The organism is Paenibacillus sp. PSB04 (assembly GCF_025809195.1).
GTDB classification, from domain to species: domain Bacteria; phylum Bacillota; class Bacilli; order Paenibacillales; family Paenibacillaceae; genus Paenibacillus_AQ; species Paenibacillus_AQ favisporus.
The window spans coordinates 4,200,697-4,227,114 of sequence record NZ_CP081301.1; the positions used below are offsets into that span (position 1 = coordinate 4,200,697).

The 26,418-nt window shown below is 55.0% G+C and carries 23 protein-coding genes; 22 read left to right on the top strand and 1 reads right to left on the bottom strand.

All coding sequences use genetic code 11. From position 1 onward, the window contains the following. Positions 1-16 precede the first annotated feature (16 nt). The 18 genes from K2F33_RS19510 to K2F33_RS19595 all read left to right on the top strand — a co-directional run bounded on the left by K2F33_RS19510 (position 17) and on the right by K2F33_RS19595 (position 21,524). On the top strand, positions 17-862 hold the full coding sequence (locus tag K2F33_RS19510; protein ID WP_263878306.1) for an ABC transporter permease: 846 nt from the start codon (positions 17-19) through the stop codon (positions 860-862). A gap of 224 nt (positions 863-1,086) precedes the next feature. After that, positions 1,087-2,064 (top strand): aromatic acid exporter family protein, encoded by a 978-nt coding sequence (locus K2F33_RS19515; protein WP_076171192.1) that lies wholly within the window; start codon positions 1,087-1,089, stop codon positions 2,062-2,064. Between the two features lie 265 nt (positions 2,065-2,329). Beyond that, entirely contained in the window at positions 2,330-2,890 is a 561-nt protein-coding gene (locus K2F33_RS19520; RefSeq protein ID WP_089547919.1) for an outer spore coat protein CotE, read from the top strand. A gap of 114 nt (positions 2,891-3,004) precedes the next feature. Beyond that, on the top strand, positions 3,005-4,264 hold the full coding sequence (locus K2F33_RS19525; protein ID WP_263878307.1) for a putative amidoligase domain-containing protein: 1,260 nt from the start codon (positions 3,005-3,007) through the stop codon (positions 4,262-4,264). 63 nt (positions 4,265-4,327) lie between these two features. Continuing rightward, complete coding sequence (gene mutS, locus K2F33_RS19530; protein WP_263878308.1) at positions 4,328-7,099, top strand: DNA mismatch repair protein MutS; 2,772 nt, start codon at positions 4,328-4,330, stop codon at positions 7,097-7,099. A gap of 57 nt (positions 7,100-7,156) precedes the next feature. After that, the gene (gene mutL / locus K2F33_RS19535; RefSeq protein ID WP_263878309.1) at positions 7,157-9,262 is read left to right on the top strand and encodes a DNA mismatch repair endonuclease MutL; all 2,106 of its coding nucleotides are present in this window, start codon (positions 7,157-7,159) and stop codon (positions 9,260-9,262) included. Between the two features lie 138 nt (positions 9,263-9,400). Beyond that, complete coding sequence (locus K2F33_RS19540; RefSeq protein WP_076171202.1) at positions 9,401-10,192, top strand: class I SAM-dependent methyltransferase; 792 nt, start codon at positions 9,401-9,403, stop codon at positions 10,190-10,192. Next, on the top strand, positions 10,182-11,162 hold the full coding sequence (gene miaA, locus K2F33_RS19545) for a tRNA (adenosine(37)-N6)-dimethylallyltransferase MiaA (RefSeq protein WP_076171764.1): 981 nt from the start codon (positions 10,182-10,184) through the stop codon (positions 11,160-11,162). Before K2F33_RS19540 ends, miaA begins: the two co-directional genes overlap by 11 nt. Positions 11,163-11,181: 19 nt before the next feature. Next, positions 11,182-11,421, top strand: coding sequence for an RNA chaperone Hfq (gene hfq / locus K2F33_RS19550; RefSeq protein ID WP_076171204.1), 240 nt, complete (start codon positions 11,182-11,184; stop codon positions 11,419-11,421). A gap of 191 nt (positions 11,422-11,612) precedes the next feature. Further along, positions 11,613-14,318 (top strand): penicillin-binding protein 1A, encoded by a 2,706-nt coding sequence (locus tag K2F33_RS19555; protein ID WP_263878310.1) that lies wholly within the window; start codon positions 11,613-11,615, stop codon positions 14,316-14,318. A 140-nt stretch (positions 14,319-14,458) separates the two neighbouring features. Further along, positions 14,459-15,016, top strand: a complete 558-nt coding sequence (locus K2F33_RS19560; RefSeq protein WP_076171208.1) for a ribonuclease FAU-1 family protein — start codon at positions 14,459-14,461, stop codon at positions 15,014-15,016. Continuing rightward, positions 15,013-15,669, top strand: a complete 657-nt coding sequence (locus K2F33_RS19565) for a YdcF family protein (protein WP_263878311.1) — start codon at positions 15,013-15,015, stop codon at positions 15,667-15,669. The genes K2F33_RS19560 and K2F33_RS19565 overlap by 4 nt, the downstream gene beginning before the upstream one ends. Before the next feature lie 84 nt (positions 15,670-15,753). Further along, complete coding sequence (locus tag K2F33_RS19570) at positions 15,754-16,752, top strand: AAA family ATPase (RefSeq protein WP_145132248.1); 999 nt, start codon at positions 15,754-15,756, stop codon at positions 16,750-16,752. Between the two features lie 48 nt (positions 16,753-16,800). After that, positions 16,801-18,105 (top strand): GTPase HflX, encoded by a 1,305-nt coding sequence (gene hflX / locus K2F33_RS19575; protein WP_076171215.1) that lies wholly within the window; start codon positions 16,801-16,803, stop codon positions 18,103-18,105. Positions 18,106-18,127: 22 nt separating this feature from the next. Next, positions 18,128-19,381 carry a methionine gamma-lyase family protein gene (locus K2F33_RS19580; protein WP_263878312.1) on the top strand — a complete coding sequence of 418 codons (1,254 nt, stop codon included), beginning with the start codon at positions 18,128-18,130 and terminating at the stop codon, positions 19,379-19,381. An 87-nt stretch (positions 19,382-19,468) separates the two neighbouring features. Continuing rightward, entirely contained in the window at positions 19,469-19,882 is a 414-nt protein-coding gene (locus tag K2F33_RS19585) for a MerR family transcriptional regulator (RefSeq protein WP_076171220.1), read from the top strand. Positions 19,883-19,915: 33 nt separating this feature from the next. After that, positions 19,916-21,244: a type I glutamate--ammonia ligase gene (gene glnA / locus K2F33_RS19590; RefSeq protein ID WP_076171222.1), complete on the top strand. Its 1,329-nt coding sequence runs from the start codon at positions 19,916-19,918 to the stop codon at positions 21,242-21,244. A 154-nt stretch (positions 21,245-21,398) separates the two neighbouring features. Next, positions 21,399-21,524 carry a sporulation protein YjcZ gene (locus K2F33_RS19595; protein ID WP_143811875.1) on the top strand — a complete coding sequence of 42 codons (126 nt, stop codon included), beginning with the start codon at positions 21,399-21,401 and terminating at the stop codon, positions 21,522-21,524. Positions 21,525-21,610: 86 nt separating this feature from the next. Here K2F33_RS19595 and K2F33_RS19600 read toward each other — a convergent pair whose 3' ends face one another. Further along, the gene (locus tag K2F33_RS19600; RefSeq protein WP_263878313.1) at positions 21,611-21,994 is read right to left on the bottom strand and encodes a DUF1259 domain-containing protein; all 384 of its coding nucleotides are present in this window, start codon (positions 21,992-21,994) and stop codon (positions 21,611-21,613) included. A 220-nt stretch (positions 21,995-22,214) separates the two neighbouring features. Between K2F33_RS19600 and catA the strand changes: the two genes are divergently transcribed. The 4 genes from catA to K2F33_RS19620 all read left to right on the top strand — a co-directional run bounded on the left by catA (position 22,215) and on the right by K2F33_RS19620 (position 26,365). After that, positions 22,215-22,865 carry a type A chloramphenicol O-acetyltransferase gene (catA, locus tag K2F33_RS19605; RefSeq protein WP_263878314.1) on the top strand — a complete coding sequence of 217 codons (651 nt, stop codon included), beginning with the start codon at positions 22,215-22,217 and terminating at the stop codon, positions 22,863-22,865. A gap of 227 nt (positions 22,866-23,092) precedes the next feature. Beyond that, positions 23,093-24,445, top strand: coding sequence for an extracellular solute-binding protein (locus K2F33_RS19610; RefSeq protein WP_076171230.1), 1,353 nt, complete (start codon positions 23,093-23,095; stop codon positions 24,443-24,445). 135 nt (positions 24,446-24,580) lie between these two features. Continuing rightward, positions 24,581-25,471 (top strand): carbohydrate ABC transporter permease, encoded by an 891-nt coding sequence (locus tag K2F33_RS19615; RefSeq protein ID WP_076171233.1) that lies wholly within the window; start codon positions 24,581-24,583, stop codon positions 25,469-25,471. A 15-nt stretch (positions 25,472-25,486) separates the two neighbouring features. After that, positions 25,487-26,365 carry a carbohydrate ABC transporter permease gene (locus K2F33_RS19620; protein WP_263878315.1) on the top strand — a complete coding sequence of 293 codons (879 nt, stop codon included), beginning with the start codon at positions 25,487-25,489 and terminating at the stop codon, positions 26,363-26,365. Positions 26,366-26,418 lie beyond the last annotated feature (53 nt).

A 26,418-nucleotide genomic window follows, 5' to 3' on the forward strand; every position in this document is an offset into this window, starting at 1 on the left:
AAGGGAGGCGGCGCGTATGAATAGTGTGCTTAGATCGGATGAAGTGATCCGGAGGGACCGGGGTTCCAGCCTCGATGCTCTGCATCAAGCTCATTTGCGCCGCCAGCGTAAGCTGCGGACACAGGTCCTGTCCGTTCAGATGGCCATTCTGGTGCTGTTCTTTGCCTTGTGGGAAGTCGCCGGACGTTTGAAATGGATCGACGTGCTGCTGTTCAGCTATCCGAGCAAGGTATTCGCGCAAATTTGGAAGGATGCGGTCAGCGGAGAGCTGTGGGGACATTTGGGCGTGACGGTAGGCGAGACAGTCGTCGGATTTTTGCTGGGAACGATCGTTGGGACGCTGCTTGCTGTCTTAATCTGGTGGTCGCCGTTTCTTTCAAAAGTGCTGGATCCGTATATGGTCGTGTTCAACAGCATGCCGAAGGTGGCGCTTGGTCCGATCTTCATCGTGATGTTTGGGGCAGGCTTTATGGCCATCACCATTACGACGCTGTCGATTACCGTCATTGTGACAACGCTGGTCGTTTATAACGCATTCAAGGAAGTGGACCCGAACCTGGTCAAGGTCGTCCGCACGTTTGGTGGAACCCGGAGGCAGATATTCAACCAGGTCATCCTCCCGGCGTCGTTTCCGACCATCATTTCCACGCTCAAGGTCAATGTGGGCATGGCATGGGTCGGCGTGATCGTCGGCGAGTTTCTTGTCGCAAAAATAGGTCTCGGTTATTTGATCATTTACGGATTCCAGGTGTTCAACTTTACGCTGGTACTTGCCAGCCTGATGATCATCGCGGTCGTCGCCACGGCTATGTACCAGCTGGTCGTTTATATTGAAAGAAAGCTGCTTGCGCATCGGCAGTAGGGAGCAGCCTGGAAGGGCCGGGACTGCAGGGACGGGAAAGAGAAGATGGGTGCGGATATACTTGCTGTGGCATAGAGCCTTTGCCCTTTCCCGGACCGCAGCCTCACCGGCTTTTGATTAACATTGAATGTATTTCTGAAAATTTCATATCCATGTCACGTTGTGTGAAGCATCAAAATCAAGTACCATGAAATACGTCAACATGTATAGAGAGAGGCGGTTTCATGGGTTTTCGTATTATTAAAACGGCTATTGCGACGCTGATGGCCATTCTGGTCTCGGATGCGTGCGGCGTGACGGGACCGCTGTCGGCGGGGATCCTGGCCGTGCTCGGGGTCGATGTGACGCGAAAAAGGAGCCTGAAGACGGTATCCGCACGTTTTTTCGCCTCGCTGCTTGGACTGTTCTTTGCCTGCATTTTATTTGAACTGCTTGGTTTCCATTACTGGGTGCTCGCGATATATATTCTGATCGCCTTTCCGGCCATCACCCGGGCGAACTTCAAGGAAGGCATCGTTACGAGCTCGGTCGTAGTGTTCCGGGTTTTTGGCAGTGCGGAAGTCAGCACGGATGTCATCGTGACGCAAGTTGAGCTGCTCGTGATCGGGCTTGGCTCGGCCATGCTCGTCAACATGGTGTACATGCCCCCGGCTTCTGAGCAAATGACGTCGATCCGCAGGCGGGTGGATGAGCAGTTTTCAAAAATCTTCAGACAGATCGCACTAACCCTTCGCGACCCTTCCTACGTATGGGACGGGCATGAACTCATCGCCGCGGGAAAAGCGATTCAGAGCGGCAAGGAAGCCGCGAGCCGGGAGATGGAAAACCAGGTGCTGCACCCTGACGAGTCGTGGACCATCTATTTTTATATGAGAAAAGAGCAGCTGGAGTCGATCCAAAATATGCTGCAGCTCATTTCCCACGTCTATCAGAAGCTCCCGCAGGCGGATGACGTGGCCGAGCTGTTCGAACAGCTCAGCCGGGACGTAACGGAGGAAAACTACACGGGACGCACGGAGAAGCTGCTGGTCGCCCTCGAGAAGGAATTTAAGGAAATGGAGCTTCCGGCGACGCGGGAGGAGTTTGAAGTCAGATCGGCCATTTTGCAGCTGATTCGTGAGCTGGGACAATATTTGAAAATCGCGAAAAAAAATAAGACGCCGGCACCGGGCAAGTTGCGAAAACCCTCTGCCGAGTCCTGAAAACGCAAAGAAACCCCTTGGCAGCTGCCAAGGGGTTTTTATACAATGAAAGCCGCATAAAGTAGAGTGACGAAAAGTTTCAGACTAGATTATAAGGGCCGTAAAATGCAGGCCAGCCAAGGTATTTCGGCGCTCGCGTCATAGCATTATTCCTATTCTAGCCGGGCGATCACAATAATATTTCATTCATTTATGCTCGTTTAATCAACAAATGCCTATGTCCTGCATACACTTAAGTGAATGATTGTATGGAGGAGGTTCAAAGATGTCATTAAGCGATAAACATCAATGTAGAGAGATCATCACGAAAGCGATCTGCGGCAAGGGTCGTAAGTTCTCTACCGTAACACATACCGTGACTCCGCCTCATAATCCTACCAGTATTTTGGGGGCATGGATTATAAACCATCAGTACGAAGCGGTTGCCGCAGGCGACGGAATTGAAGTTATTGGTACTTACGATTGCAACATCTGGTATTCCTACGACAAAAACTCCCAAACTGACGTTGCCAAAGAAACGGTATCTTATGTAGAATTCGTACCGCTGTCTTACCTGGATCCGAAACACCGGGCTTCAACCGTCGAAGTCTCTGCGGAGGCCACGCAGGAGCCGAGCTGCGTTGAAGCCAGTGTCTCTTCGGGAGGCGGCAATGTCATCATCCGCGTGGAGCGGGAATTTGCGGTCGAGCTCGTCGCCGAGACCAAGGTGCGTGTTTTGGTGTGCAGCCGCGGCCATGGCGACTACGACGACAAAGAATTCGAATTCGATGGCGACGATGGGGACTATGAGGATCTCGATCCCGATTCCCTTGATGATGAGCTGTAATTCGTAGAGCAAGGAAAAGAGGTATGATGTACTATATGCCGGGAGAGCGGCGGCGAAGAGGGCGGATGCCCTCCTTTTTTTATTTTATTTTCAGCGAGTGAGGGGGGGATGAGGGTGACAGAGGAGGAAAAAGAAGCCCGGTATGCCGGCTGGCCCGACCGGGTCAAGCATGCCCGTCTGGTCCGTTCCGGCATCAGCTCCCTCCTGCTGCCGGAAGAGGACGCGGCTGCCCGGGAGTCCGCCCGATACCGGCGAAGATACGCCGTTAACGTCACTTGCCTGCAAGCCGTTGACTTGAAGCGCGTCGAGGGAAGCGCAGACGGCTTGCGTGTTCCCGTCGGTTCGGCCCACGCGGGTGAGGCACCGCTCATCGGGCTGTATGCCCGCCTGGAGAAGGCGGCGGTGCGGGCCCTTTATACGCTTGGTCTGGACTCGGGCGAAGTCGTGCTGGCTTCCTCCGGAGAGCGGAAGTTCGGCGTTGAGCGTGTCACGCCTTCCTCCGGACTCAAAGATCCGCGCATCAAGGCACGTTATGACCGGGCGGAGACGGAGCTTGCCCGCCGGCTGCGGCGGGAAGAGGAGGAAGGGATCCGCCTCGTGATGGGCATGGATCCGGAGTTTGTGCTTGTGGATGCGGGCAGCAACGAGATGGTTCCCGCATCCCGGTTTTTGGACCGGGAGGGGGAGGTCGGCTGCGACGCCGTCCACGGCGAGGGCTTTACGACCTTCCCCATCGCCGAGCTTCGCCCGGATCCAAGCGGGGACCCCACCGGTCTGCTCAAGCGCCTGATGTTCACGATGCAGGCCGCCGGCCGGATGATCGGGGACCGGTCGCTCATCTGGCAGGCGGGGGGCATGCCCAGACCCGGTTTGCCGCTGGGCGGGCATCTGCATTTCAGCGGCATTGTGCTTACCCCGGAGCTGCTGCGGGCGCTGGATAACTACTTGACGCTGCCCGTCTCACTGCTCGAAGACGAGAACAGCCGGGCGCGGCGGCCCAAATACGGCTATTTGGGCGACTTTCGCCGCCAGCCGCACGGCGGCTTCGAATACCGCACGCTGCCGAGCTTTCTTGTGTCTCCCCTGCTGGCCAAAGGGGTGGTGTACCTCTCCTATTTGATCGTCAGCCATTACAGAGCGCTGAAGATGCGGCCGCTGGACGCGAGCGAGCGGGTGCACCGGGCGTATTACCGGGGTGACCGCGAGGTGCTGAAGCCAGCTGTTCGGCCGCTGTTCGGTGAGATCCGGCAGCTGCCGGATTACGGCAATTACGCCGGCTCTATCGAACCGCTCCTGGCGCATATCGAGCGGGGAACAACGTGGAACGAGAGCAGGGATATCCGGCCGCTGTGGAACATTCCGGTCGAACCTTGATTCCCGCCCACTTACTTTCTGTTATAATAGGGCGTGAGCACAAGTGAAGTCTGGAGGTACCTCATGGCCAAGTATACGCCAATGATTGAACAATATTTGGAAATCAAGCAGCAAGCCCAGGATGCGTTTTTGTTTTTCCGCCTGGGCGATTTTTACGAAATGTTTTTCGAGGACGCCTTAAAGGCCTCCCGGGAACTGGAAATTACGTTAACCGGCCGGGAAGGCGGCGGGGACGAAAAAATCCCGATGTGCGGGGTTCCCTACCATTCGGCTGAGAGTTACATACAGCGGCTGATCGAGAAGGGCTACAAAGTAGCCATTTGCGAGCAGCTGGAGGACCCGGCGGTGACCAAAGGCATGGTCAAGCGCGGCATCGTCCGCGTCGTGACGCCGGGGACGATCATGGAAGGCAAAAACGTAGCTGACAAATCCAACAACTATTTGGTATGCGTGACCGAGACCGACCGCATGATGTCGCTGGCGGCCTGCGATCTGACGACAGGCGAGCTGTACGTGACTTCCATGCCCGCATCCGTGGAGTGGCTGCGCGACGAAATCGGCATCTACGAACCGGCGGAAGTGATCGGGGACCCGAAGATGCTGGATTTGATCAAGGCGGAACAGCTCCAGTGGAGCCGGCCGGTCGTCTACACGTCATGGGAGAAAAGGGAGGAGCAGACGGTCCGCGCGCAGTTCGGCGAATCGGCCTGGGCCCGGCTTGATCCGGAGCGGCAGGCATGCGTGGCCGTGCTTATTTCATACCTGAGCGAGACGCAGCGGCGTTCGCTCGGCCAGCTGACGCAAATTTCGCCCTATGAACCCGGCCATTACATGATTCTCGATCCGTTCACGCGGCGAAACCTGGAGCTCGTCGAGACGGTGCGCGACCGATCCAAGAAAGGGTCGCTGCTCTGGCTGCTGGACCGGACCGAAACGTCGATGGGGGCCCGGCTGCTGCGCAGATGGATTGACAAGCCCCTTCTGCACCGCGGGCCGATCGAAGAGCGCCTGGAAGCCGTGGAGCATCTCTACAACCAGTTTATCCTGCGGGAAGACCTGCGGGCTGCGCTGAAAGACATTTACGATCTGGAGCGGCTGGTCGCAAGAATCGCTTTCGGCAATGCGAACGGGCGGGACCTGAACGCCCTCAAGCTGTCGCTGGCGCAAATTCCTTCCTTGAAGGAGCTGTGCGCGTCGTCAGCGTCTTCCACCCTGCGGAAGCTGGCGGCGGAGATGGACGAATGCCGCGATCTTTATGAAGCGATCGGCGCGGCGATCGTCGACGATCCGCCCGTATCTGTGAGGGACGGCGGTTTGATCAAGCCGGGCTATCACGATCATCTGGACGAGCTCAGAGAAGCCAGCGTGAACGGCAAACGCTGGATCGCCGAGCTTGAGGCCAAGGAGCGTGAAGCGACGGGCATCCGCTCGCTGAAGGTCGGATTCAACAAAGTGTTCGGGTATTACATTGAAGTGACCAAATCGAATCTGGGCACCCTCCCGGAAGGCCGGTACGAACGGAAGCAGACGCTGGCCAATGCCGAGCGGTTCGTAACGCCGGAATTGAAGGAGAAAGAGGGGCTCATTCTCGAAGCCCAGGACAAAATGGTGGACCTCGAATATTCCCTCTTCAGCGGACTAAGGGACCGGCTGAGCGCGGAAATCCCGCGGCTGCAGGCACTCGCCGAGAAGGTCGCCGTCACCGACGTCTATCAGTCGCTGGCAGCCGTCAGCGCGGAGCAGGGCTTTGTGAAACCCAAGCTGACCGAAGGTTATGACCTGGTCGTAGAGAACGGGCGCCATCCGGTGGTCGAGGCGGTGATGAAGGACGCCTCCTTCATTGCCAACGGGACCCGGCTGACCCGGGAGGAAGCGGCGATTTTGCTCATTACTGGGCCGAATATGGCAGGAAAGAGTACGTATATGCGGCAGGTGGCGCTGATCTCGATCATGGCGCAAATCGGGTGTTTCGTGCCGGCCAAGGCGGCGGAAATTCCGCTCGTGGACCGGATCTTTACCCGGATCGGAGCGGCGGATGATCTGATCGGCGGCCAGAGCACGTTCATGGTGGAAATGGCCGACATTCAGGTCATGACCGAAAAAGCGACGCCGCGCAGCTTGATCATTATCGACGAGCTGGGGCGGGGCACGTCGACCAGCGAAGGCATGGCCATCGCCCAGGCGGTGATCGAATATGTCCATGATACGATCGGCTGCAAGGCGCTCGTATCGACCCATTTTCACGAGCTTGCGCATTTGGAGGACAGCCTGCAGAGCCTGCGCAATTACTCCATGGCTGTGCAGGAGAGCGGCGATAAGGTTCACTTCCTGCGGAAGCTGATCGCCGGGCCTGCCGGCAGCAGCTACGGCATCTACTGCGCCCGGCTGGCCGGGCTGCCGTCGTCCATTATTGGACGGGCATACACGCTGCTGCAGGGCCTTGAGGAAAGCGCGGCCCAGACCGCTGCGGCCGCAGAAGCGACCAAGGCTGAACCGCCGGTACAGCTCAGGGAGCGGGCGGATGCTGGTGAATGGGAACGTTCGCTGACGGATGCGGAAGCAGGGCACGCCGAACCGGCCGTCGGAGCTTCCGTTCAGGAGACGGCTTCAGGCCGGGGAGAGTCAAGCGTTGCGGAAGTCGTACAGCTCTCGATATTCGGGGATGAGGAGCTGGAGCCGGTGAAGCGAAGTGTTGCCGCTCCTGAACCGCAGCCGGTTCATCCAGCGGTAACGCAAATCCTGGAATCGGTGAAGAGCGCCGACGTCATGAACATGACGCCTCTGCAGGCCATGCAGCTGCTGAACGAGCTGAAAATGAAGGCAAAGGATCTGTAAACAAGTGGGACAAGGCCGATTGTCCGTTCATATCTTTTTTTGAAATGGGGGAACGGTATGGCGAAAATTCGCGTTTTGGACGAGCACATAGCCAACCAGATAGCGGCCGGCGAAGTGGTTGAGCGTCCCGCCTCGGTTGTGAAAGAACTGGTGGAGAACGCCATTGATGCCGGAAGCTCTCGAATCGAAGTCACGGTAGAGGAGGGCGGGCTTGAAAGCATCCGCGTAACCGACGACGGCTCGGGGATCGAGCCGGAAGACGTTAGCACCGCCTTTTACCGCCATGCGACGAGCAAAATCGAAAACAGCAGGGATCTGTTTAACATCACGAGCCTCGGGTTCCGCGGCGAGGCGCTGCCGAGCATCGCCGCCGTGGCCAAAGTGGAATTGGTCACGGCGAGCGCCGATAACGGGCTCGGGCGGCGAATCGTCATCGAAGGCGGCAGGCTCGTGACCGAAGAGGACACGGCGGCGCCGAAGGGAACCGACTTGACGGTCCGGGAACTCTTCTACAACACGCCGGCACGGTTGAAATATATGAAGACGATCCAGACGGAACTGGGGCATATTTCCGATTACATGTACCGCATCGCCCTGTCGCATCCGGAGATCGCGATTACGCTGCGGCATAACGGAAACGTGCTGCTGCAGACCGTGGGGAACGGGGATCTGCTGCAGGTGGTCGCCGCCATATACGGCCGGCAGGCCGCCAAGGCACTGCTGCCGATCCATGCGGAGAACCTCGACTTTACGATCGACGGGTACGTCAGCCGTCCGGATTGGACCCGTTCGAACCGGAATGGGATCTCGATCATCGTCAACGGGAGGTACATCCGCAGCTACGGCCTGAATCAGGCCATTCAGCGGGCGTACCATACGCTGCTGCCGATCAACCGCTACCCGCTCGCCGTCCTGGAAGTCAAGATGCATCCGTCCCTGGTGGACGTCAACGTGCATCCGGCCAAGCTGGAGGTGCGCTTCAGCAAAGAGCAGGAGCTGTTCCCGTTCGTGGAGAGCAGCATCCATCAGGTGCTCCGGCAGGAAGTGCTCATTCCGCAGCCGGTTAAGCAGAGCATCGGCGGTAAGGATAAAGGATCGTTTATTCAGGAGCAATTTCACTTCTCCAAAAGCCCGGCCCCGCAGGCCGGTCCGATGGACGGGCTCATGGACGGCGGGGAAGTCCCGCTGACGCAGGATCCCGGCCCAGCCGGTCACACCGGAAATTCGGACGCTAACGGCTCCCTCACTCCGGTGAGCGCATCAGGCAGCTTGCCGGTGAAGTCGCCTCTAGCTGCCGGGCCGGAAAGCGCCGGCACGGGCCTCTCCGGCCCGCGTGCACAGGCACCGGCGCAGCAAGGCTATTCCGGTCAGAGCAGCCCGAATGCAGGAAGCGTGCGCAACCCCGGTGAAGCTGCCTATGCGCAGCAGAAGATTCCGTATTCTGCGCGCGAGACGGTACGCGAAAATACGGTTCCCGGATACCGGCTGAACTTGTCGCAGAGCGGGCGGGTATCGCAGAGCTCGAATCCAGCGCTGGCCAGCCGGCTGCTGGCGAGCACAGAGGCGCCGCCCGAAATTCCGCCTTTTCCGGAGCTGACGCTGATCGGCCAGCATCACGGGACGTACCTGATCGCCCAGAACGCGGACGGGCTGTTCCTGATCGACCAGCACGCAGCGCATGAGCGGATCAATTACGAATTCTATTACGAGAAATTCGGCCGTCCGGCCGATGCCTCCCAGGAGCTGCTGCTGCCGATCACGCTGGAGTTTACGCCGTCGGAGTCGGAGCAGCTGACGCAGAAACTGCACTGGTTTGAGCAGGTCGGCGTATATCTGGAGCATTTCGGCGGGCAAACCTTCCGCGTGGTTTCCCATCCATACTGGTTCCCTAAAGGGGAGGAGAAGGCGCTGATCGAAGAGATGGCCGAATGGGTCCTCAGTGAGCGGAGCATCGATCTGGCCAAGCTCCGCGAGACGTCGTCCATTCTCTGCTCCTGCAAAGCTTCAATCAAGGCGAACCAGAAGCTGACCGAGCAGGAAGCGACGACGCTGCTGGACCGCCTTGCGGCATGCCGTCAACCTTATACCTGCCCTCACGGGCGGCCGATCGTCGTTTCCTTTTCGACCTATGACCTGGAAAAACTGTTTAAGCGCGTTATGTAACGCGGCAGGCGGTTCAACAACGCGGGCAGCGGAAAGTGACGGAGAAGGACGGTTCATAAAACGAATTAAGGTGTATAACTAAACCAACAGCGCATTTGCTTGGCTGGTGCCCGATTTTATACAGGATTGGAGATTGTCATGATTATTACGACGGGGGATAAAGCGGCTGAATCGATCGTAGGCAGGGCGGTCGCCCTGGCCAACGAGACGGGGGGCAAATATGTCCCGAGAAGCCACACCCCATTAACAAGAATGGCCAAAATGCACGGCGATGACGAAATCATCGTCGTGCTGGACGGTGGAGCGAGGCTTGTCAGGCCGGGAAGTCCGCCGATGGAGTTTCATCCCAGCATGGGCTTTGTCCGCGCCAAGCGGCTGCTCAAGGGCGAGAGCGACCCGATGCTGGACGCGGCGTCGATGACTGCGGGGGACACGGTGCTCGACTGTACGGCAGGCCTCGGGTCGGATTCGCTCGTATTTGCGGTCCAAGGAGGGCCCGGCGCGCATGTCACCGCGGTTGAAAGCTCGCCGGCCCTGGCGGCGTTGCTTGCCGAAGGGCTGGCTCACTACCGTTCCGGCCTGGCCGAGGTGGATGACGCCATGCGCCGGATCCGGGTGGCCTGCGGCCATCATCTGGACGTGCTGCGCAAACAGCCGGACAACAGCGTGGACATTGTATACTTCGACCCGATGTTCCGCGAGCCGTTGATGGATTCTTCGTCCATCAGTCCGCTGCGCGGGTTTGCCAACAGCGACCCGCTGCAGCCGGAGAGCATCCGCGAAGCCGTCCGGGTCGCGCGCAAGACCGTTGTGCTGAAGGAGAAAAAAGGCAGCGGCGAATTTGCCCGTCTCGGCTTCGTGCCGGTCGACCGGCCGCATTCAAAAATTTCGTATGGAGTGATATGTGTTGACCGACCGCTTGACAACTGAGACGAAGCCGCGGCTGCTGGTGCTGATCGGCCCCACGGCCGTCGGCAAAACCAAAATGAGCATTGAGATCGCCAAGGCGCTGGGCTGCGAAATCATCTCCGGGGATTCCATGCAGGTCTACCGCCAGATGGACATCGGGACAGCCAAAATTACCAAAGAAGAGATGCAGGGCATCCCTCATCACCTGATCGACATACACGAGCCGGACGAAGCCTACTCAGTCGCCGAGTTTCAGGAAGAATGTTCCCGGCTGATTGCGGATATCCATGCCAGGGGCAAGCTGCCTTTTATCGTCGGGGGAACCGGTCTGTACGTGGAATCGGTCTGCTACGGTTTTCAGTTTGCCGAAGCGGGAGAGGACAAGGCGTTCAGGCAGGAGCAGGCCGACTATGCGGAGCGTTACGGTGCCGAGGCACTTCATGCCCGGCTGGCGGAAGTCGACCCGGAGAGCGCCCTGAGGCTGCATCCCCATGACCAAAGGCGCATTATTCGGGCGCTTGAGATCTATCATTTGACGGGCATCCCTCTTTCGGCCCAGTTGAAGAGCCAAACCCGGGAATCGCCGTATCAATTATGCCTGGTCGGTTTGACAATGGATAGGCAAATGCTATATAAACGTATTGAAGCCCGTATCGATGAGATGCTGGAGCAGGGTTTGGTAGAAGAGGTTTCTTCTCTGCTGGATAAGGGCTACGGACCGGATCTGGTCTCGATGCAGGGACTGGGTTACAAACAGATCATCTCATATTTGCAGGGTGAAGCTACCCTGGAAGAGGCTGTTGCAATTTTGAAGAGAGATACGCGCAGGTTTGCCAAACGCCAGCTGTCCTGGTTCCGCCACATGAAGGAAATCCAGTGGGTGGACGTCACGGACACGGGAAATTTTCTCGCGAATTTCGCCGCAATCCGTGATATAATAGCAGGAAAGTTTCTCTTAAATCTTGAATATACTTCAAAACAATCTAATTGAATCGTTGGGGGTACGGCTAATGAACAAATCCATCAATATCCAAGATACATTTTTAAACCAGCTTCGCAAAGAAAACATCCCTGTCACCATTTTTCTTGTGAACGGATTTCAAATCAGAGGCTTAATCAAGGCGTTTGACAACTTCACCGTCGTGGTGGATACGGACGGCAAGCAGCAAATGCTGTTCAAGCATGCGATTTCAACGGTTACGCCTCAACGCAATGTATCCCTGATGCAGGAAACCCAGAACGAGGTATAATTTAACAGGACAAGCCTCATAGCTGAAACTTTTTCAAATGACTTTCGTTAAAGAGTATAGAATGGCGGGGATGCGGGTAAATCCGTTATAGACGTTCATTCTGTAAGCATAGGAAATGGAGCGGAGCAACCTGCAAGGGTTGTTCTTTTCATTCCGAGCTTAGAAATCAAAAAGGGAGTCAGGAGGGTACCATGGACAACAACAAGCTGTCGAGGTCTGATAGAAACAAAGAACAGCCCAAGACAATGAAAAAGACAACCAAGAATAAAAAGAAAAAAATATCCGGAAAGCGCGTGTTTTGGACGTTATTTTTCACCTGTGCATTTGCTATCTTCTGTGCGCTTGCCGGATATTTGTATATTACGGTCAACGGGGAGCGCCTGCTGCAGGCGAACAAGGATAAGCTGACCGTACACGAAACATCTAAGGTATTCGACCGCAACGGCAATCTGATGGGCGAGCTGTCCCTGCAGAAGAGCGATCCGGTCCAGAGCGAGGATATTCCGAAGCTGCTGAAGGAGGCTTTTGTGGCGACAGAGGACAAACGCTTCTATGAGCACAGCGGTGTCGATCTGTGGTCGATCGGCCGGGCGGCCGTCAAGGACGTCATCGCCAGATCCAAGGTCGAAGGCGGCAGTACCATTACGCAGCAGCTCGCCAAAAACATTTTTCTGACCCGGGACAAAACGTTCTTCCGGAAGGCGACCGAGGTGTCCATCGCCATGGCGCTGGAACGGAACATGAACAAGGACGACATCATTACGATGTACTTGAACCGGATCAATTTCGGCGGGCAAATCTACGGAATCAAGGAAGCGTCGAAGTATTATTTCGGCGTAAGCGATTTGAATCAGCTGAAGGTTTGGCAAATGGCCACCCTGGCGGCTATGCCAAAGGGTCCTTCGAAATACAATCCGGTGCGCAATCCGGACTTGTCTATGCAGCGCCGCGCCGTCGTGCTGAACCTGATGGCCCAGGAAGGGTACATCACGCAGGAAGAGGCCGACGCCGCGAAAAAAGTCGAATATACGTATAAACCGCCGAAAAAACAGCTGCAGTATCAGAACTTCATGGACTATGTCATGAATGAGGCGGAAGACGTTACCGGGCTCAGCGAAGACGATCTGAACATCGGCGGATACAAAATTTATACGACGATGGATGCGAATGCCCAGAAAGTGCTGGAGAAAGAGTTTGCAGACGAATCGAACTTCGAGAAAAGCCCGGATGACCAGCCGGTGCAGGGCTCCATGGTCATCATGAACCAGGAGTCGGGAGCGCTCGTCGCTCTGCTCGGTGGACGGGATTATACGCGCGGCGGCTACAGCCGTGTCACGAACAGCCGCAGGCAGCCGGGGTCGGCCTTTAAGCCGATCGTCTCGTACGCGCCTGCACTGGAAAGCGGCAAGTTTGATATGTACTCGTCGCTCAGCAACAAGAAGCAGTGCTTCGGCAGCTACTGCCCAGGCAACCTGCACGGATACTCGGATACGATCGGCATGGCCGAAGCGATCCAGAAATCCGAGAACATTCCGGCTGTATGGCTGCTGAACCAAATCGGGGTAAATACCGGCTTCAAATTCGCGGAATCCCTCGGCATTCAGCTGACCGAAGATGACAAGAACCTTGCGATGGCGCTCGGCGGTATCAGCAAGGGAACGAACACGCTGGAAATGGCTCAGGCGTACAGCGCCTTTGCCAACGGCGGCAAGATGAACGAGGCGTACTCGATCAAGAAGATCGTCGACAGCGACGAAAAGCTGGTTTATGAGCATAAAGACAGCGCTAAGAAAGTCATGAGCGAAAATACCGCATACCAAATGACCGAAATGATGAAAAAGGTCGTTGAAGACGGTACGGGCCGGAAGGCCAGAATTGACCGTCCGGTAGCGGGTAAGACAGGCACAACGCAAAGCGGTTATACCGGTGTCAAATCGAACCGCGACGTATGGTTCGTCGGCTACACGCCTGAACTGACCGCTGCGGTTTGGATGGGCTATGACAAGCCGGACAAAACGCATTTGCTGCACAACAGCAGTCCTCTGGCGGCGGCTTTCTGGGGCAAGGTCATGGACCAGGTCGTGAAGGACTTCCCTCAGAAGGAGTTCCCGGTTCCGGACAAAGTCAAAGATCAGGAGCCGGTGAAGGAACCTGAGCAGGATCAGAACCAGGGCCACGTAAGCGGCTTGAGCGCCGATTACAACATCGACACGCAGACGGTTACGCTGGGCTGGAACGGCGTAGATTCCGGCGACGCCCAGTACCGTATCTACCGCAAAGAATCGTCCGAAGCGAACTACTCGCTGATTCTGGATGGCGTAGCCGGCACGACGGCCCAGGATATGGGAGCACTGCCGGGTATGACGTACGAATACTATGTCACGGCATACTTCCCGGATTCGGGTACCGAGTCGGATCCGTCCAATACGGTGCAGATCACGATCGATACACCGCCTGACGAACAAACCCCGCCTGATCAGAACAACGGAGATAACGGTCAGGACGGAAACGGTAACCCGGATAACGGCAATACCGACAACGGCCAGGGCGGAGATAACGGCGATATGGGTAACGGAAATGGGAGCGATAACGGCAATAATGGAAATTGGAATGACGGCGGCCCGGGCAATAGCGGCAATGGCAATGGAAACGGCAACGGGAACGGCGGTTCCAATGGCAACAACGGCAGTGGCCATGGAGGCGGCGCCAATAACGGCAGCGACGGATCTAGCGGGGATACAACCGGCGATAGCGGCACAGGTACGATAACCCCGCCAGAGAACGGCGGAACGACCGACAATGGCAGCAGTGACGGAACCGGGAGCACCGACGGAACGACCTTCCAAAACCCGGGTGATTCCAGTTCCGGCAGCACAGGAACCGTGACCACTCCGTAACCGAATAGAATAAGTTTTGGTTTAGACCCCTTTCATTTGGGGGTCTTTTTTTTGCTGTCCGCACCTCTGTCAGGCAATATTTTGAGTGTGATTCCCAAATGTGATAAGCTGAAGACACCATATTGGAGAGGGAATTTTCCATGAAACGAAAATTTGGAGATCGAGCGAACTGGCGCCGGATTTCCCGCCGCCGCTTCGCCTGCCGTTATGTTGAGAGCGATGCATTCACAGGTTATATTACGCTGTACACGATTTACAACCTGAAAGAGCCGCTCTGGAAAAACTACGGAAATCACACTTACCGCATCGCGGATAAAGGATACTCATGGCTGCAGTACTTTCCACATAACAGCCATTATATTGTCACGGCGATGTTCGACGAACGGAGCGAAATTATCCAATGGTACATCGACACCTGCAAAACGCAGGGGGTCACGGAACAAGGCGTGCCTTGGTTTGACGATTTGTATCTGGATGTGGTCGTCCTTCGAAACGGAGAGGTGTTCCTGCTGGATGAGGACGAACTGGATGATGCGCTGACCCGTGGGGATATCACCAGGGAAGACTACCAATTGGCAATCTCAACGGCGAAGAACGTAATGAAAGCCATTGATGCGCATCAGTTTCCGTACTTCCTCATGTCCCTTGAGGACCGGAAGAGACTATTTGACAACGGTGAATTCCGGAGGAAGTCATGAACGTCCGCAGCGGGGGGCCGGTGGCCGTAACCAAGCATAAGAGAATGTCCGTGCTTCGGAAGCTGCTGATTACCTTGGCTGTTCTGGTCCTGCTCGGACTGCTGTGGGTCGGGTATGCATGGCGGCTCATGAACGGGGCCCACAGCTCCGTACCGGCATCGGCAAGCGATGTCGGCATTATTCTCGGCGCATCGATGTGGGGGGACTCGCCGAGCCCCGGTCTCCGGGAACGCTTGGACGAAGGGCTCCGCCTCTATCAGGAAGGCAAGTTTCCGTATATTATCGTCACCGGCGGCCTGGACCGGGCGGATTACAAGTATACCGAAGCCGAAGGCATGCGGAATTACCTGGTGGACCACGGCGTGTCGGCTTCCGCTATTATTCTGGAAAACAAGGCGACGAGTACCTATGAAAATTTGCTGTTCAGCCGGGAGATTATGAGAGAGCGGGGATGGCAAAGCGCCGTCATCGTTACGCATCAATACCATGGCATGCGCTCATTGGACATTGCGAAATTTTTGGACTACACCCGACCGGCCCTTGGTTTAACAGAGTCCAGAACGCTGCCGATGAAGTATCACAAGCCGCGGGAAGTGCTGGCCTACACCAAATGGAAGCTGGATGAGCTGCTGCTGCTGACAGGCCTGAAATAGATGGGAAACTGCTAATATCGCCTGGGCAAGTAGAATACATTGAATAGAGAATACATCTCTGTAGATAAATGAGGTGATGGATGCATGAACGGGCGTATAGCGGCCGCGAACGGCCGGCCGGAGGGCAGGCCATCCAGACAAATCAATGTGATTTTGCGCAGCCAGGAGCCTCCTGTCGTCAGCAGCGCCGTTCCGGAGAAGGAATCGGTCCCTGCCCAGAAGAATACAGCTCAGCACAGCCTGTATCAGGAAATTCAAAAAGAGCTGGATCAGCTGGTAGGGCTGGACAGCATCAAGGATTTCGTGTTTGAAATTTACGCCATGCTCCAAATCGCCCATATGCGTCAGGAAGCGGGGCTGGCCAGCGGCGGACATGTATATCATATGGTGTTTAAAGGGAACCCCGGCACGGGTAAAACCACAGTAGCACGAATCATCGCCAAGCTGTTTCAAAAAATGGGTGTGCTGAGCAAAGGCCACCTGATCGAAGTGGAACGCGCCGACCTTGTCGGTGAGTATATTGGACATACCGCGCAAAAAACCAGGGATTTGGTCAAGAAGGCGCTTGGCGGCATTCTTTTTATCGATGAAGCGTACAGTCTGGCCAGAGGCGGCGAGAAGGATTTCGGCAAAGAGGCGATCGATACGCTGGTCAAGGCGATGGAAGACCACAAAAATCAGTTCATTCTGATTCTTGCCGGATATTCCGAGGAGATTGACTTTTTTCTGCAAACGAATCCGGGGCTGCCGTCGCGTTTTCCGATTCAGGTCGATTTCCCCGATTATACGATCGATCAGCTGATCCAGATCTCCGAGCTGATGGCCAAGGAGCGGGACTACATCCTGATGCCGCAGGCGATACTAAAATTGAGGCAGCACCTGATTCAGGAGAAAGGCGAAAGCGAGCACGCCTTCAGCAATGCGAGGTACGTACGCAACACGATCGAGAAGTCCATCCGGAATCAGGCTGTGCGGCTGCTGAATCATTATGCGCACAGCAACCCGGGTAAGCTGGAGCTTATGACGCTCCGGACCGAGGATTTTAAGCTGGAAGCCAAAGGCGCGCCCGGCAGTTTGAACTGATCTTTATTTTGCAGCAATGGATGCTGAAGCGAAAAGGAGCAGATCATCATGGCAAACCAAACGTATGACACGAATCATGAAATTCCGGACCGGGCCGTACTGGTCAGCCTGGTGACCGACGAGGTGAAGAGATCCGGCATGAACACGGAGCACTCGCTTCAAGAGCTCGTCCGGCTGGCCGAGACGGCCGGCGTGGAAGTGCTGGAAATGCTAGTGCAGAACCGGGATGTGCCGGATGCGAGATGGTTTATCGGCAAGGGCAAGGTGGAAGAGCTGAAGCAGGCCCTGGAAATGCATGGCGGCAATACGGCCATCTTTGATCAGGAGCTCTCCGGCGCCCAGGTCCGGAACCTGGAGGAGGCCCTCGATGCCAAAATCATCGACCGTACCCAGCTTATCCTGGATATTTTCGCCCAGCGCGCCAAAACGCGCGAAGGGATTATTCAGGTGGAGCTGGCTCAGCTGACGTACCTGCTGCCACGGCTGTCCGGACACGGCAAGAATCTTTCCCGTCTCGGCGGGGGAATCGGGACGCGGGGACCGGGGGAAAGCAAGCTGGAAACCGACCGCCGGCACATCCGCGGTCGAATCGGCGACCTGAAACGCCAGCTTGAAGAGGTTACCAAGCACCGGAAGCTGCACCGCGGCCGCCGGCAGAAGAGCGGGGTGGTCCAGGTCGCGCTGGTGGGCTACACGAACGCGGGCAAGTCAACGCTGCTCAAACAGCTGACCAACGCTGACGTCTATATCGAAAACCAGCTGTTTGCGACGCTGGATCCAACCTCGCGCATCATGAAGCTGCCCGGCGGCAGCGAAGTGATCCTGACCGACACGGTCGGCTTCATCCAGAACCTCCCGCATGACCTCGTCGCCGCGTTCCGTGCCACGCTGGAGGAAGTGAATGAGGCGGATCTCGTGCTGCACGTCGTAGACGCATCGTCGGAGATGCGCGATGAACAAATGCGGGTGGTGGATTCCATTTTGGAAGAGCTGGGGGCGGCTGACAAGCCGCAGCTGATCCTTTTTAACAAAAAAGACGCCTGCACCCCGGAACAGCTGGAGATGCTGCCGTCCGGGACGGGTTATTTAAAAATCAGCGCTTTTGCGGAAGGAGATCTGCTGGCTGTTCGCGAAGCAGTACAGACTAGGTTGACGGGAGATACATTAACCTTCCGCGTACCTGCCGGACGCGGTGATATATTGTCCCAGCTGCACCGGGTCGGCGAAGTGATTGGCCAGGATGCCGACAATGATGATATGATTTATACGGTGCAGGTGCACAAGCCTGACTATGAGAAGTACGGTTACATCGTAGAGAGCTATAAAGAACAGGTCAGACCTTCTGACCAATGAGAAGTGAGGAGAAACCGGGAACATGGTAACATTTGCAGACGAACTTATACAGTGGAAAGATACAGCCGAGCGGCGGATCGAAGATCAGCTCCGGACGGTGGACGGAATCGTGGACCATAATCAGTGGAAGGTCATTGAAGCGTTCCAGCGCCATCAGGTGAGCGATTTTCATTTCGCCGGCTCAACCGGTTATGCCTATAACGACCGAGGAAGAGAAGTGCTTGACTTGGTGTATGCGGACGTATTCGGAGCCGAAGCCGCTCTGGTACGCCCGCATTTTGCTTCCGGGACCCATACGATTTCAACGGCCTTGTTCGGGGTGCTCCGTCCTGGCGACGAGCTGTTCTACATTACCGGACGGCCGTACGATACATTACATAAGGTGATCGGGCGCAAAGGGGATGGTACGGGCTCCCTGGCCGATTTCGGGATTACTTACCGCGAAGCTGCCTTGGCTGCGTCAGGAGACGTAGACTGGGAGGCTGTAGAGGCAGGCATTTCCAGCTCAACGAAGGTGATCGGCATCCAGCGGTCGCGCGGATATGACTGGCGTTCCTCGTTCACGGTGGAGCAGATTGGCGAAATGGTCCGGCGCGTAAAGCGAATCAAGCCGGATGTGATCGTGTTCGTGGACAACTGCTACGGCGAATTTACGGAGGAAATAGAGCCGACGCAGGTCGGAGTAGATCTGATGGCGGGGTCGCTGATCAAAAACCCCGGCGGGGGTATTGCCGAAACCGGCGGCTATATTTGCGGCAAACAAGCCCTCGTTGATCTTGCAGCCTATCGGCTGACCGCCCCGGGCATCGGCGGTGAGGTGGGAGCGATGCTGGGAGCGACCCGGGGGATTTACCAGGGACTCTTCCTGGCGCCAACGCTTGTGGGACAAGCGGTCAAGGGCAGCATTTTCGCAGCCGCGATGTTTGAGCAGGCGGGGTTCGAGAGCAAGCCGGCATGGAACGAGAAGCGCACCGACCTGATCCAGGCCATTTCCTTTACCGGACCGGATCATTTGATCGCTTTCGTTCAGGGGATCCAGCGCGCAGCAGCGGTCGACAGCCACGTCGTACCCGAGCCGTGGGACATGCCCGGCTACGAGCATCCGGTCATTATGGCGGCCGGGACGTTCATTCAAGGGGGAAGCCTGGAGCTGTCTGCAGACGCGCCGATCCGGGAGCCTTATATCGGATACATGCAGGGCGGACTCACCTATTCACACGTCAAATATGGCGTAATGATGGCGTTACAGACGATGAAAAATCGAAAATTATTGTAAGTTTATCTGACACGTTATTGACGTGTGATATCATGAAATGTACAATGGAACATGAGAAATAGTTCATGTGGAAGGTTGAGATGAGTCATGGGTGATGAAATTCGCAGAAACATGGCATTATTCCCGATAGGTATCGTCATGAAGCTGACCGATTTGTCCGCGCGGCAGATCCGGTATTACGAACAGCACAATTTGATCGTGCCTGCGCGCACCTCCGGCAACCAGCGGTTGTTCTCGTTTAACGATGTGGAGAGATTGCTGGAGATTAAGGCGCTCATTGAGAAGGGCGTCAACATCGCGGGAATCAAGCAGGTCATGAATCCTGTGTCCAAAGAGTCTGAGGAAGCCACTGTCCTTAATGCCGACACCGAGGTAAAGCGCAGAGAACTGTCGGAATCTCAGCTGCACCGATTGCTGAAGCAGCAGCTGGTATCTGGTAAGAGACCGGGTCAGGTCTCATTGATTCAAGGCGAGCTGTCCCGGTTTTTTAATAAAAAATAACAGGAATCACATGTGAGAAAGGGAGAGGATATCGTGAGTTATACTAAAGAGGATATTCTGCGTATTGCGGAGGAAGAGAACGTCCGTTTTATCCGTCTTCAATTCACGGACTTGCTGGGAACGATCAAAAATGTGGAGATTCCCGTCAGCCAGCTGAAGAAGGCGCTCGACAATAAAATGATGTTCGATGGATCTTCTATCGAAGGTTATGTGCGCATCGAGGAATCCGATATGTACCTGTATCCGGATTTGGACACTTGGGTCATTTTCCCTTGGGTGACGGAAGACCGCGTTGCGCGTCTCATCTGTGACATTTATATGCCGGATGGCACTCCGTTTGCCGGAGACCCTCGCGGTATTCTGAAACGCAACCTGAAAGAAGCGGAAGCGATGGGCTACACGTCCATGAACGTAGGTCCGGAGCCGGAATTTTTCCTGTTCAAGACCGACGAGAAAGGCAATCCGACGACGGAACTGAACGACCAGGGCGGATATTTTGACCTGGCCCCGACAGACCTCGGCGAGAACTGCCGCCGCGAGATCGTATTGACACTGGAAGAAATGGGATTTGAAATCGAGGCTTCCCACCACGAAGTGGCGCCGGGACAGCACGAGATCGACTTTAAATACGAGAACGCCGTGAAGGCAGCGGACCAGATCCAAACGTTCAAACTGGTCGTTAAAACGATTGCCCGTCAGCATGGTCTGCATGCGACCTTTATGCCGAAGCCGCTGTTCGGCGTGAACGGTTCCGGTATGCACTGCCACCAGTCGCTGTTCAAAGGCAACGAGAACGCCTTCTACGACGAGTCCGACGAGCTGGGCCTGAGCGCCACCGCCCGCTATTACATGGCAGGCGTGCTGAAGCATGCCCGCGCCATGGCAGCCATCACGAACCCGACGGTCAACTCTTACAAGCGCCTCGTTCCAGGTTATGAAGCTCCGTGCTACGTGGCTTGGTCCGGCAGCAACCGCAGCCCGATGATCCGGATTCCGGCTTCCCGCGGTTTGAGCACACGCGTCGAAGTTCGTAACCCGGATCCTGCAGCGAACCCGTACCTGGCGCTTGCCGTTATGCTGAGAGCCGGCCTTGACGGCATCAGCAACGAGCTGAAGCTGCCGGCACCGATCGACCGCAACATCTACGTGATGTCCGAAGAAGAGCGCATTGAAGAAGGCATCCCAAGCCTGCCGGCCGACCTGAAAGAAGCCCTCGGCGAACTCATCCGCGACGAAGTCATCATCGACGCGCTCGGCGAGCATGCCCTGGCTCACTTCTACGAACTGAAGGAAATCGAATGGGATATGTACAGAACACAAGTTCATCAATGGGAACGCGATCAATACATCACGCTGTACTAAGAGTGGACAACCCCTGCACCTGACCGGTGCGGGGGATTTTTTTGAGGCTGACAGGCCGCTGCCCAATCTCACTGTTCTTACCATTTAGCCTATACCTCTTTATGCTTTTCGCCATATGAATATGGTGTACCTTATAAATCAAGGAGGTTATCACATGAGCGATGGCGTTGGAGGCGTTGGAGTAGGATACGGTTATGGTGGTTTGTGGGGCGGAGGCGTAGGAGCAATCCTGGTCCTCTTCATCCTGCTGGTCATCATCACAAAAGCCTTTATTTACTAAAATAAAGGCTTCTGAAAGCCCGTTGGCATCTGCCGGCGGGCTTTTCTTGTCGTGACCGGCATCATCCTTTCAGCGATGCACACAGATCACTTTTTCAGCACATGTAAAGCCGCTCTTAATTTTCTGGCAAACGTAACGGGGTTCTCGACTGTTTCCAAATGAAGGTACATCAGTCTCGGCTTTTCAAAGAGCCAGTGATTGTGGATGGCGGTCACTTTAAAACCCTCCTTGCGGGCGGCACTGGTAAAGCGCTGGACTTCCGACTGAAGCAGCGTGATTTCCGCTGTGTTGAGCGTTGTGCCGTTTTTCAAAGATTGAATCGTGATTTCGTGTTCGGTTTCATAGTTTCTGCCGAGAATTTTGGCATTCAGCTTTCTCTCGATCATGATGGAGCAGCTTTTTCCGTCCGATGTGCCTTTGCCCCCGAGAATGGCGGCCAACCGGTCGCACAGCGATTTGGAGATGTTCATAAGCGGATTTCTCCTTTCCTCTCTCGTTGCTCTAACTTATGCAATAGAGCGGTTAAAAGGTAAAGCAGGAGTCTATAACTCTATAAAATTGTTTTGTTGTCCTGCGAAATTGGATACAATGGCATAGTAACCAATCCTGCATATGGAGTGAGTGTCGTGGTGAAATCCGTTGATTTACCCTCCTAAAATCGCGAAATACACATTTTAGGAGGGTTCATACATGAAATTTATTCCGATCCAAGACGGGCAGTGGGACAGACAGCCTTATTTTGACCACTATTTCAAACAGAACCGGTGCACCTTCAGCATGACAGCCAACATCGAAATCACCTTGCTGCTGGGCGAGCTGAAAAAGAGGGGGATGAAGCTGTACCCCGCCTTTTTGTACATGCTGTCCAGAATCGTAAATGCGCATGTGGAGTTTCGGATGGATATTCGGGAGGAGAAGGTTGGCTACTGGGAGCAGATGAGTCCGTGTTATACAATTTTTCATCCGGAAAACCATACCTTCTCCGCGATCTGGACGGAGTACAGCAGCAGCTGCCGGAGCTTTATGGAACTTTACCGGGAGGATCAGCTCCGTTATGGGGAGAGTATGGGGCTGTTTACGAAAAAAGACATGCCGCCTCATACCTTCTCCGTATCCATGATTCCATGGGTCAGTTTTACCGGCTTTAACCTGAATCTGGATCATGGCGGAAGCTACCTGCTGCCGATCATCACAGGGGGCAAGTATTTTCGGGAAGGGAAGCACGTTCTGCTTCCGGTTTCGCTGCAGGTGCATCATGCCGTCTGTGACGGGTATCATGCCGGGATGTTCCTGCAAGAGCTGCAGCAGCTCGCCGACACCTGCACCGATTGGATGGATTGAGGGATGTACACGCTATAAATGAGGATGAAAGGATTCTCAGGGGACCCTTACAGGGTTCCTTTTTTTGTCGATTGTTCAGCAATGCCTCGTTTATAATATTGCATTGTCTGGGGCAATCATTTAAGGGGACCTTTAGAAATTAAACCTATTTCCTGAATTTCTCACCTCCCTTTTCGAGTCGAATCGCGGCATAATGAACCCATACCAAACAAAAAGGGGATAACAAGATGGCAAAGATGTCGAAATTATTAAGCATCGTGCTTACAGGCACCTTGGCGCTTAGTCTTACGGCTTGTGGAAGCGGTAACAAGGAGGATTCTGGCAGCAGCGCATCGGGCGCGGCCGGATCCAACAGCAGCACATCCGACACATCGAAGGATAAGAACATTACGATTACTTTCCAAAACATCTATCCGGACCCGACGGATCCGAAGAACAAGATCATGAACAAGATTGTGGACCAGTATGAGAAGGATCATCCGAATATCAAAATCGAACTGGATTCGCTCAACACTGACCAGCAGAAGCTGAAGCTGAAAACGCAGGCGGCCTCCAAGGAAATTCCGGACATTACGGTCGTGAACCCGGCGGCGCAAATGCAGCCTTTTGTCGATGCCAAGCTGCTGGCTCCGCTTGATGATATGCTGGCCGAGAACGGTCTGAAGGACACGTTCCAGGACGGGCTGCTGGACTGGTACAGCTTTGACGGCAGCACGTATGCGGTACCGGACGGCAACAACATCGGCGTGGTGTACTACAATAAAGAACTGTTTGAAAAGGGCGGCGTGAAGGTTCCAAGCACGTTTGAGGAAATGGTCGACGTCGTCAAAACGCTGAAATCCAAAGGCATCCAGCCAATGGCCATCGGCGAGAAAGACACCTGGACGGGTTCGTTCCTGTTCATGAACATGCTGCTCCGCACGAACAACGGCCCTGGATTCCTGAAGGACGTTCTCGACAAGAAAAAGACATTTGAAGATCCAGCCTTCGTAGAGGCGGTAGACGCGTTCCAGAACCTCGTGCAGGCTGGAGCTTTCCAGGAAGGTGCAACATCCTTCGACTACAATGCCGGCGAGAACCTGTTCAAAACCGGTAAAGCAGCGATGTACTACATGGGAACGTGGGCAACGGGCGGCATTGAATCGTCATCCGTTAACGGCAAAGTCGGCGTCTTCAAATTCCCGACGATCGGCGGCAAGGGCAACCCGGACGAATTCATGCTGGCACCAGGCAGTGGTTTCGCTATTGCAGCGGACAGCAAGCATCTTGCCGAAACGAAGGAGTTCCTCAACTACTTCATGCTGAACTTCCCGAAAGAAGCCTTTGAAGCTAAAGGCGCGGTCGGGATCGGCCAGAAAGTGGACGGCGACTTCAAGGCTGCAGGATATTCCGACATGGCGATGGACGTGCTGAACATGTTCAAGGATGTCAAAGGCGGAGACCTGGCGTTTGACAACACGATGAATCCGGGCACGGCCCAGGTTCACCTCTCCAGCATTCAAAACCTGTTCGCCCAGAAGAAAAATTCGGCGGACGTGGCCAAAGAGCATCAAGCCGGGTTCGAAGATAACAATCAATAATCAACGGATACAAATCCAGCTTTTTATAGAGAGAACAGGTATTTAAACATGAAGGGGACGCATTTTCGGATGCCGTTCCCTTCAATTCCCATGAGGAATATTGCAGCCAAGAAGGAGAAGGAGGAGAGGTAAGTCGTGAACGTGCTGAAGGTCTCCCGCTGGACGATTGCCGCGTTTGTGCTTCCTTGCTTAATCATCTATATCGGTATTGTGTTTGTTCCCATCCTCGTATCCATGTACAGCGGTATGCTGGACTGGAACGGGATCGGCGAATCGACGTTCGTGGGTCTGGCCAATTTCAAAAAGCTGCTGTTCCACGACTCGGTATTTTGGCCGTCGGTGCGGAGAACGTTGATGTTTGCGGTGTTCTCCATGGCCGAGATTCCGATCGCACTGCTTGTAGCCATACTGCTGAAGCGTTACGTGCGAAAACCGAATTTTTTGGTTTCCAGTTACTTTTTACCGGTCATCTTGTCCGTCGTCGTCGTCGGCCAGCTGTGGAAAACGATCTATAACCCGGCTTCGATGGGCGGTATGCTGAATCAAATCCTGGATGCAGTGGGACTGCATTCCTGGGGTAAAGCCTGGCTCACCGATCCTTCGGTCGCCATGTATTCGCTGTATTTCGTCGCCCTGTGGCAGTACCTGGGTTACCACACCCTCATTCAATTTACAGGCATCTCGAATGTCCCGGACGATGTGTACGAAGCGGCCCGTATCGACGGTGCCGAAGGCTTTAAAGCGGATTGGCACATTACGTTTCCGCTGATTGTCCCGATTTTCAAAATTTCCATCGTGCTGGCCTTCATCGGCTCGCTTCAGGCTTTCGACATGATCATGGTCATGACGGGCGGCGGACCGGCGCATGCTACGGACGTCATTTCCACGCACATGTACAATATGTCGTTCACGTCCATGAAATACGGTTACGGCAGCTCGATCGCCGCATTCCTGGTGGTGCTCTGTCTGGCCGCCACATTCTGCATCAACTTCATTTTCAACAAACTGGAGAAACGATACTCGTAAAGGAGGAAACCGCCAATGAACACAAGCACAGCCGTCGCTTTGAAGAAGCAGGTGGCCGTAACCAGACGCAAACGGTTTTCCGTTACGAAGGCCATCGTGTTTCTGGTGCTTGGCATTCTGTTTGTAACCCAGGTGTATCCACTGTTGTGGCTGCTCCTGTATTCCTTGAAATCCAATGAAGAAATTTTGTCGGGCAGCTTCTTTGCCCTTCCGCATTCGCCGCAGTGGGCCAATTACAGCGCTGCGCTGGAGGGCAACTATTTCCGCTATTTGTTGAACAGCATCTTTGTCACATCCGTGACGATGATTGCGGTCATTATTCTCAGCTCCCTGTGCGCCTATGCGATCAGCCGTTTCCGGTGGCGCTTTGGCGGGGCGGTCATGGTCGTATTCTTGATCGGAATGATGATCCCGATGCAGGCGACGCTGCTGCCGCTCATGATCATTTTCAAAAACATGCATATTCTGAATACGCATCTGTCGATCATTTTGCCGTATGTGGCATTTTCCATGCCGATCGCCATCTTTATTCTTAGCGGGTTCATGAAAACCATTCCGCATGAAATCGAAGAATCCGCGGTGGTGGACGGAGCGGGGATCGGACGCATATTCTCGAGCATCATCCTGCCGATTTCGGTTCCGCCGGTAATGACGGTGTGTATCCTGACATTCATCAACATCTGGAACGAATATATTTTGGCTGCGACGTTTATCTCATCGGAAAAGCTGAAAACACTGCCGTTCGGCGTCAACAGCTTCGTCAGCCAATACTCGGTCAACTACGGGGCCATCGGCGCATTTCTTGTGCTGGGCGCGCTCCCGGTCATCATTATCTACTTCCTGCTCGCCGACAAGATCACCCAGGGTATGGTAGCAGGTGCAGTAAAAGGTTAGTAGGGCAAAGACGGTTTCTGTGATAGAATGACAAATGGATGACCGGATACGAA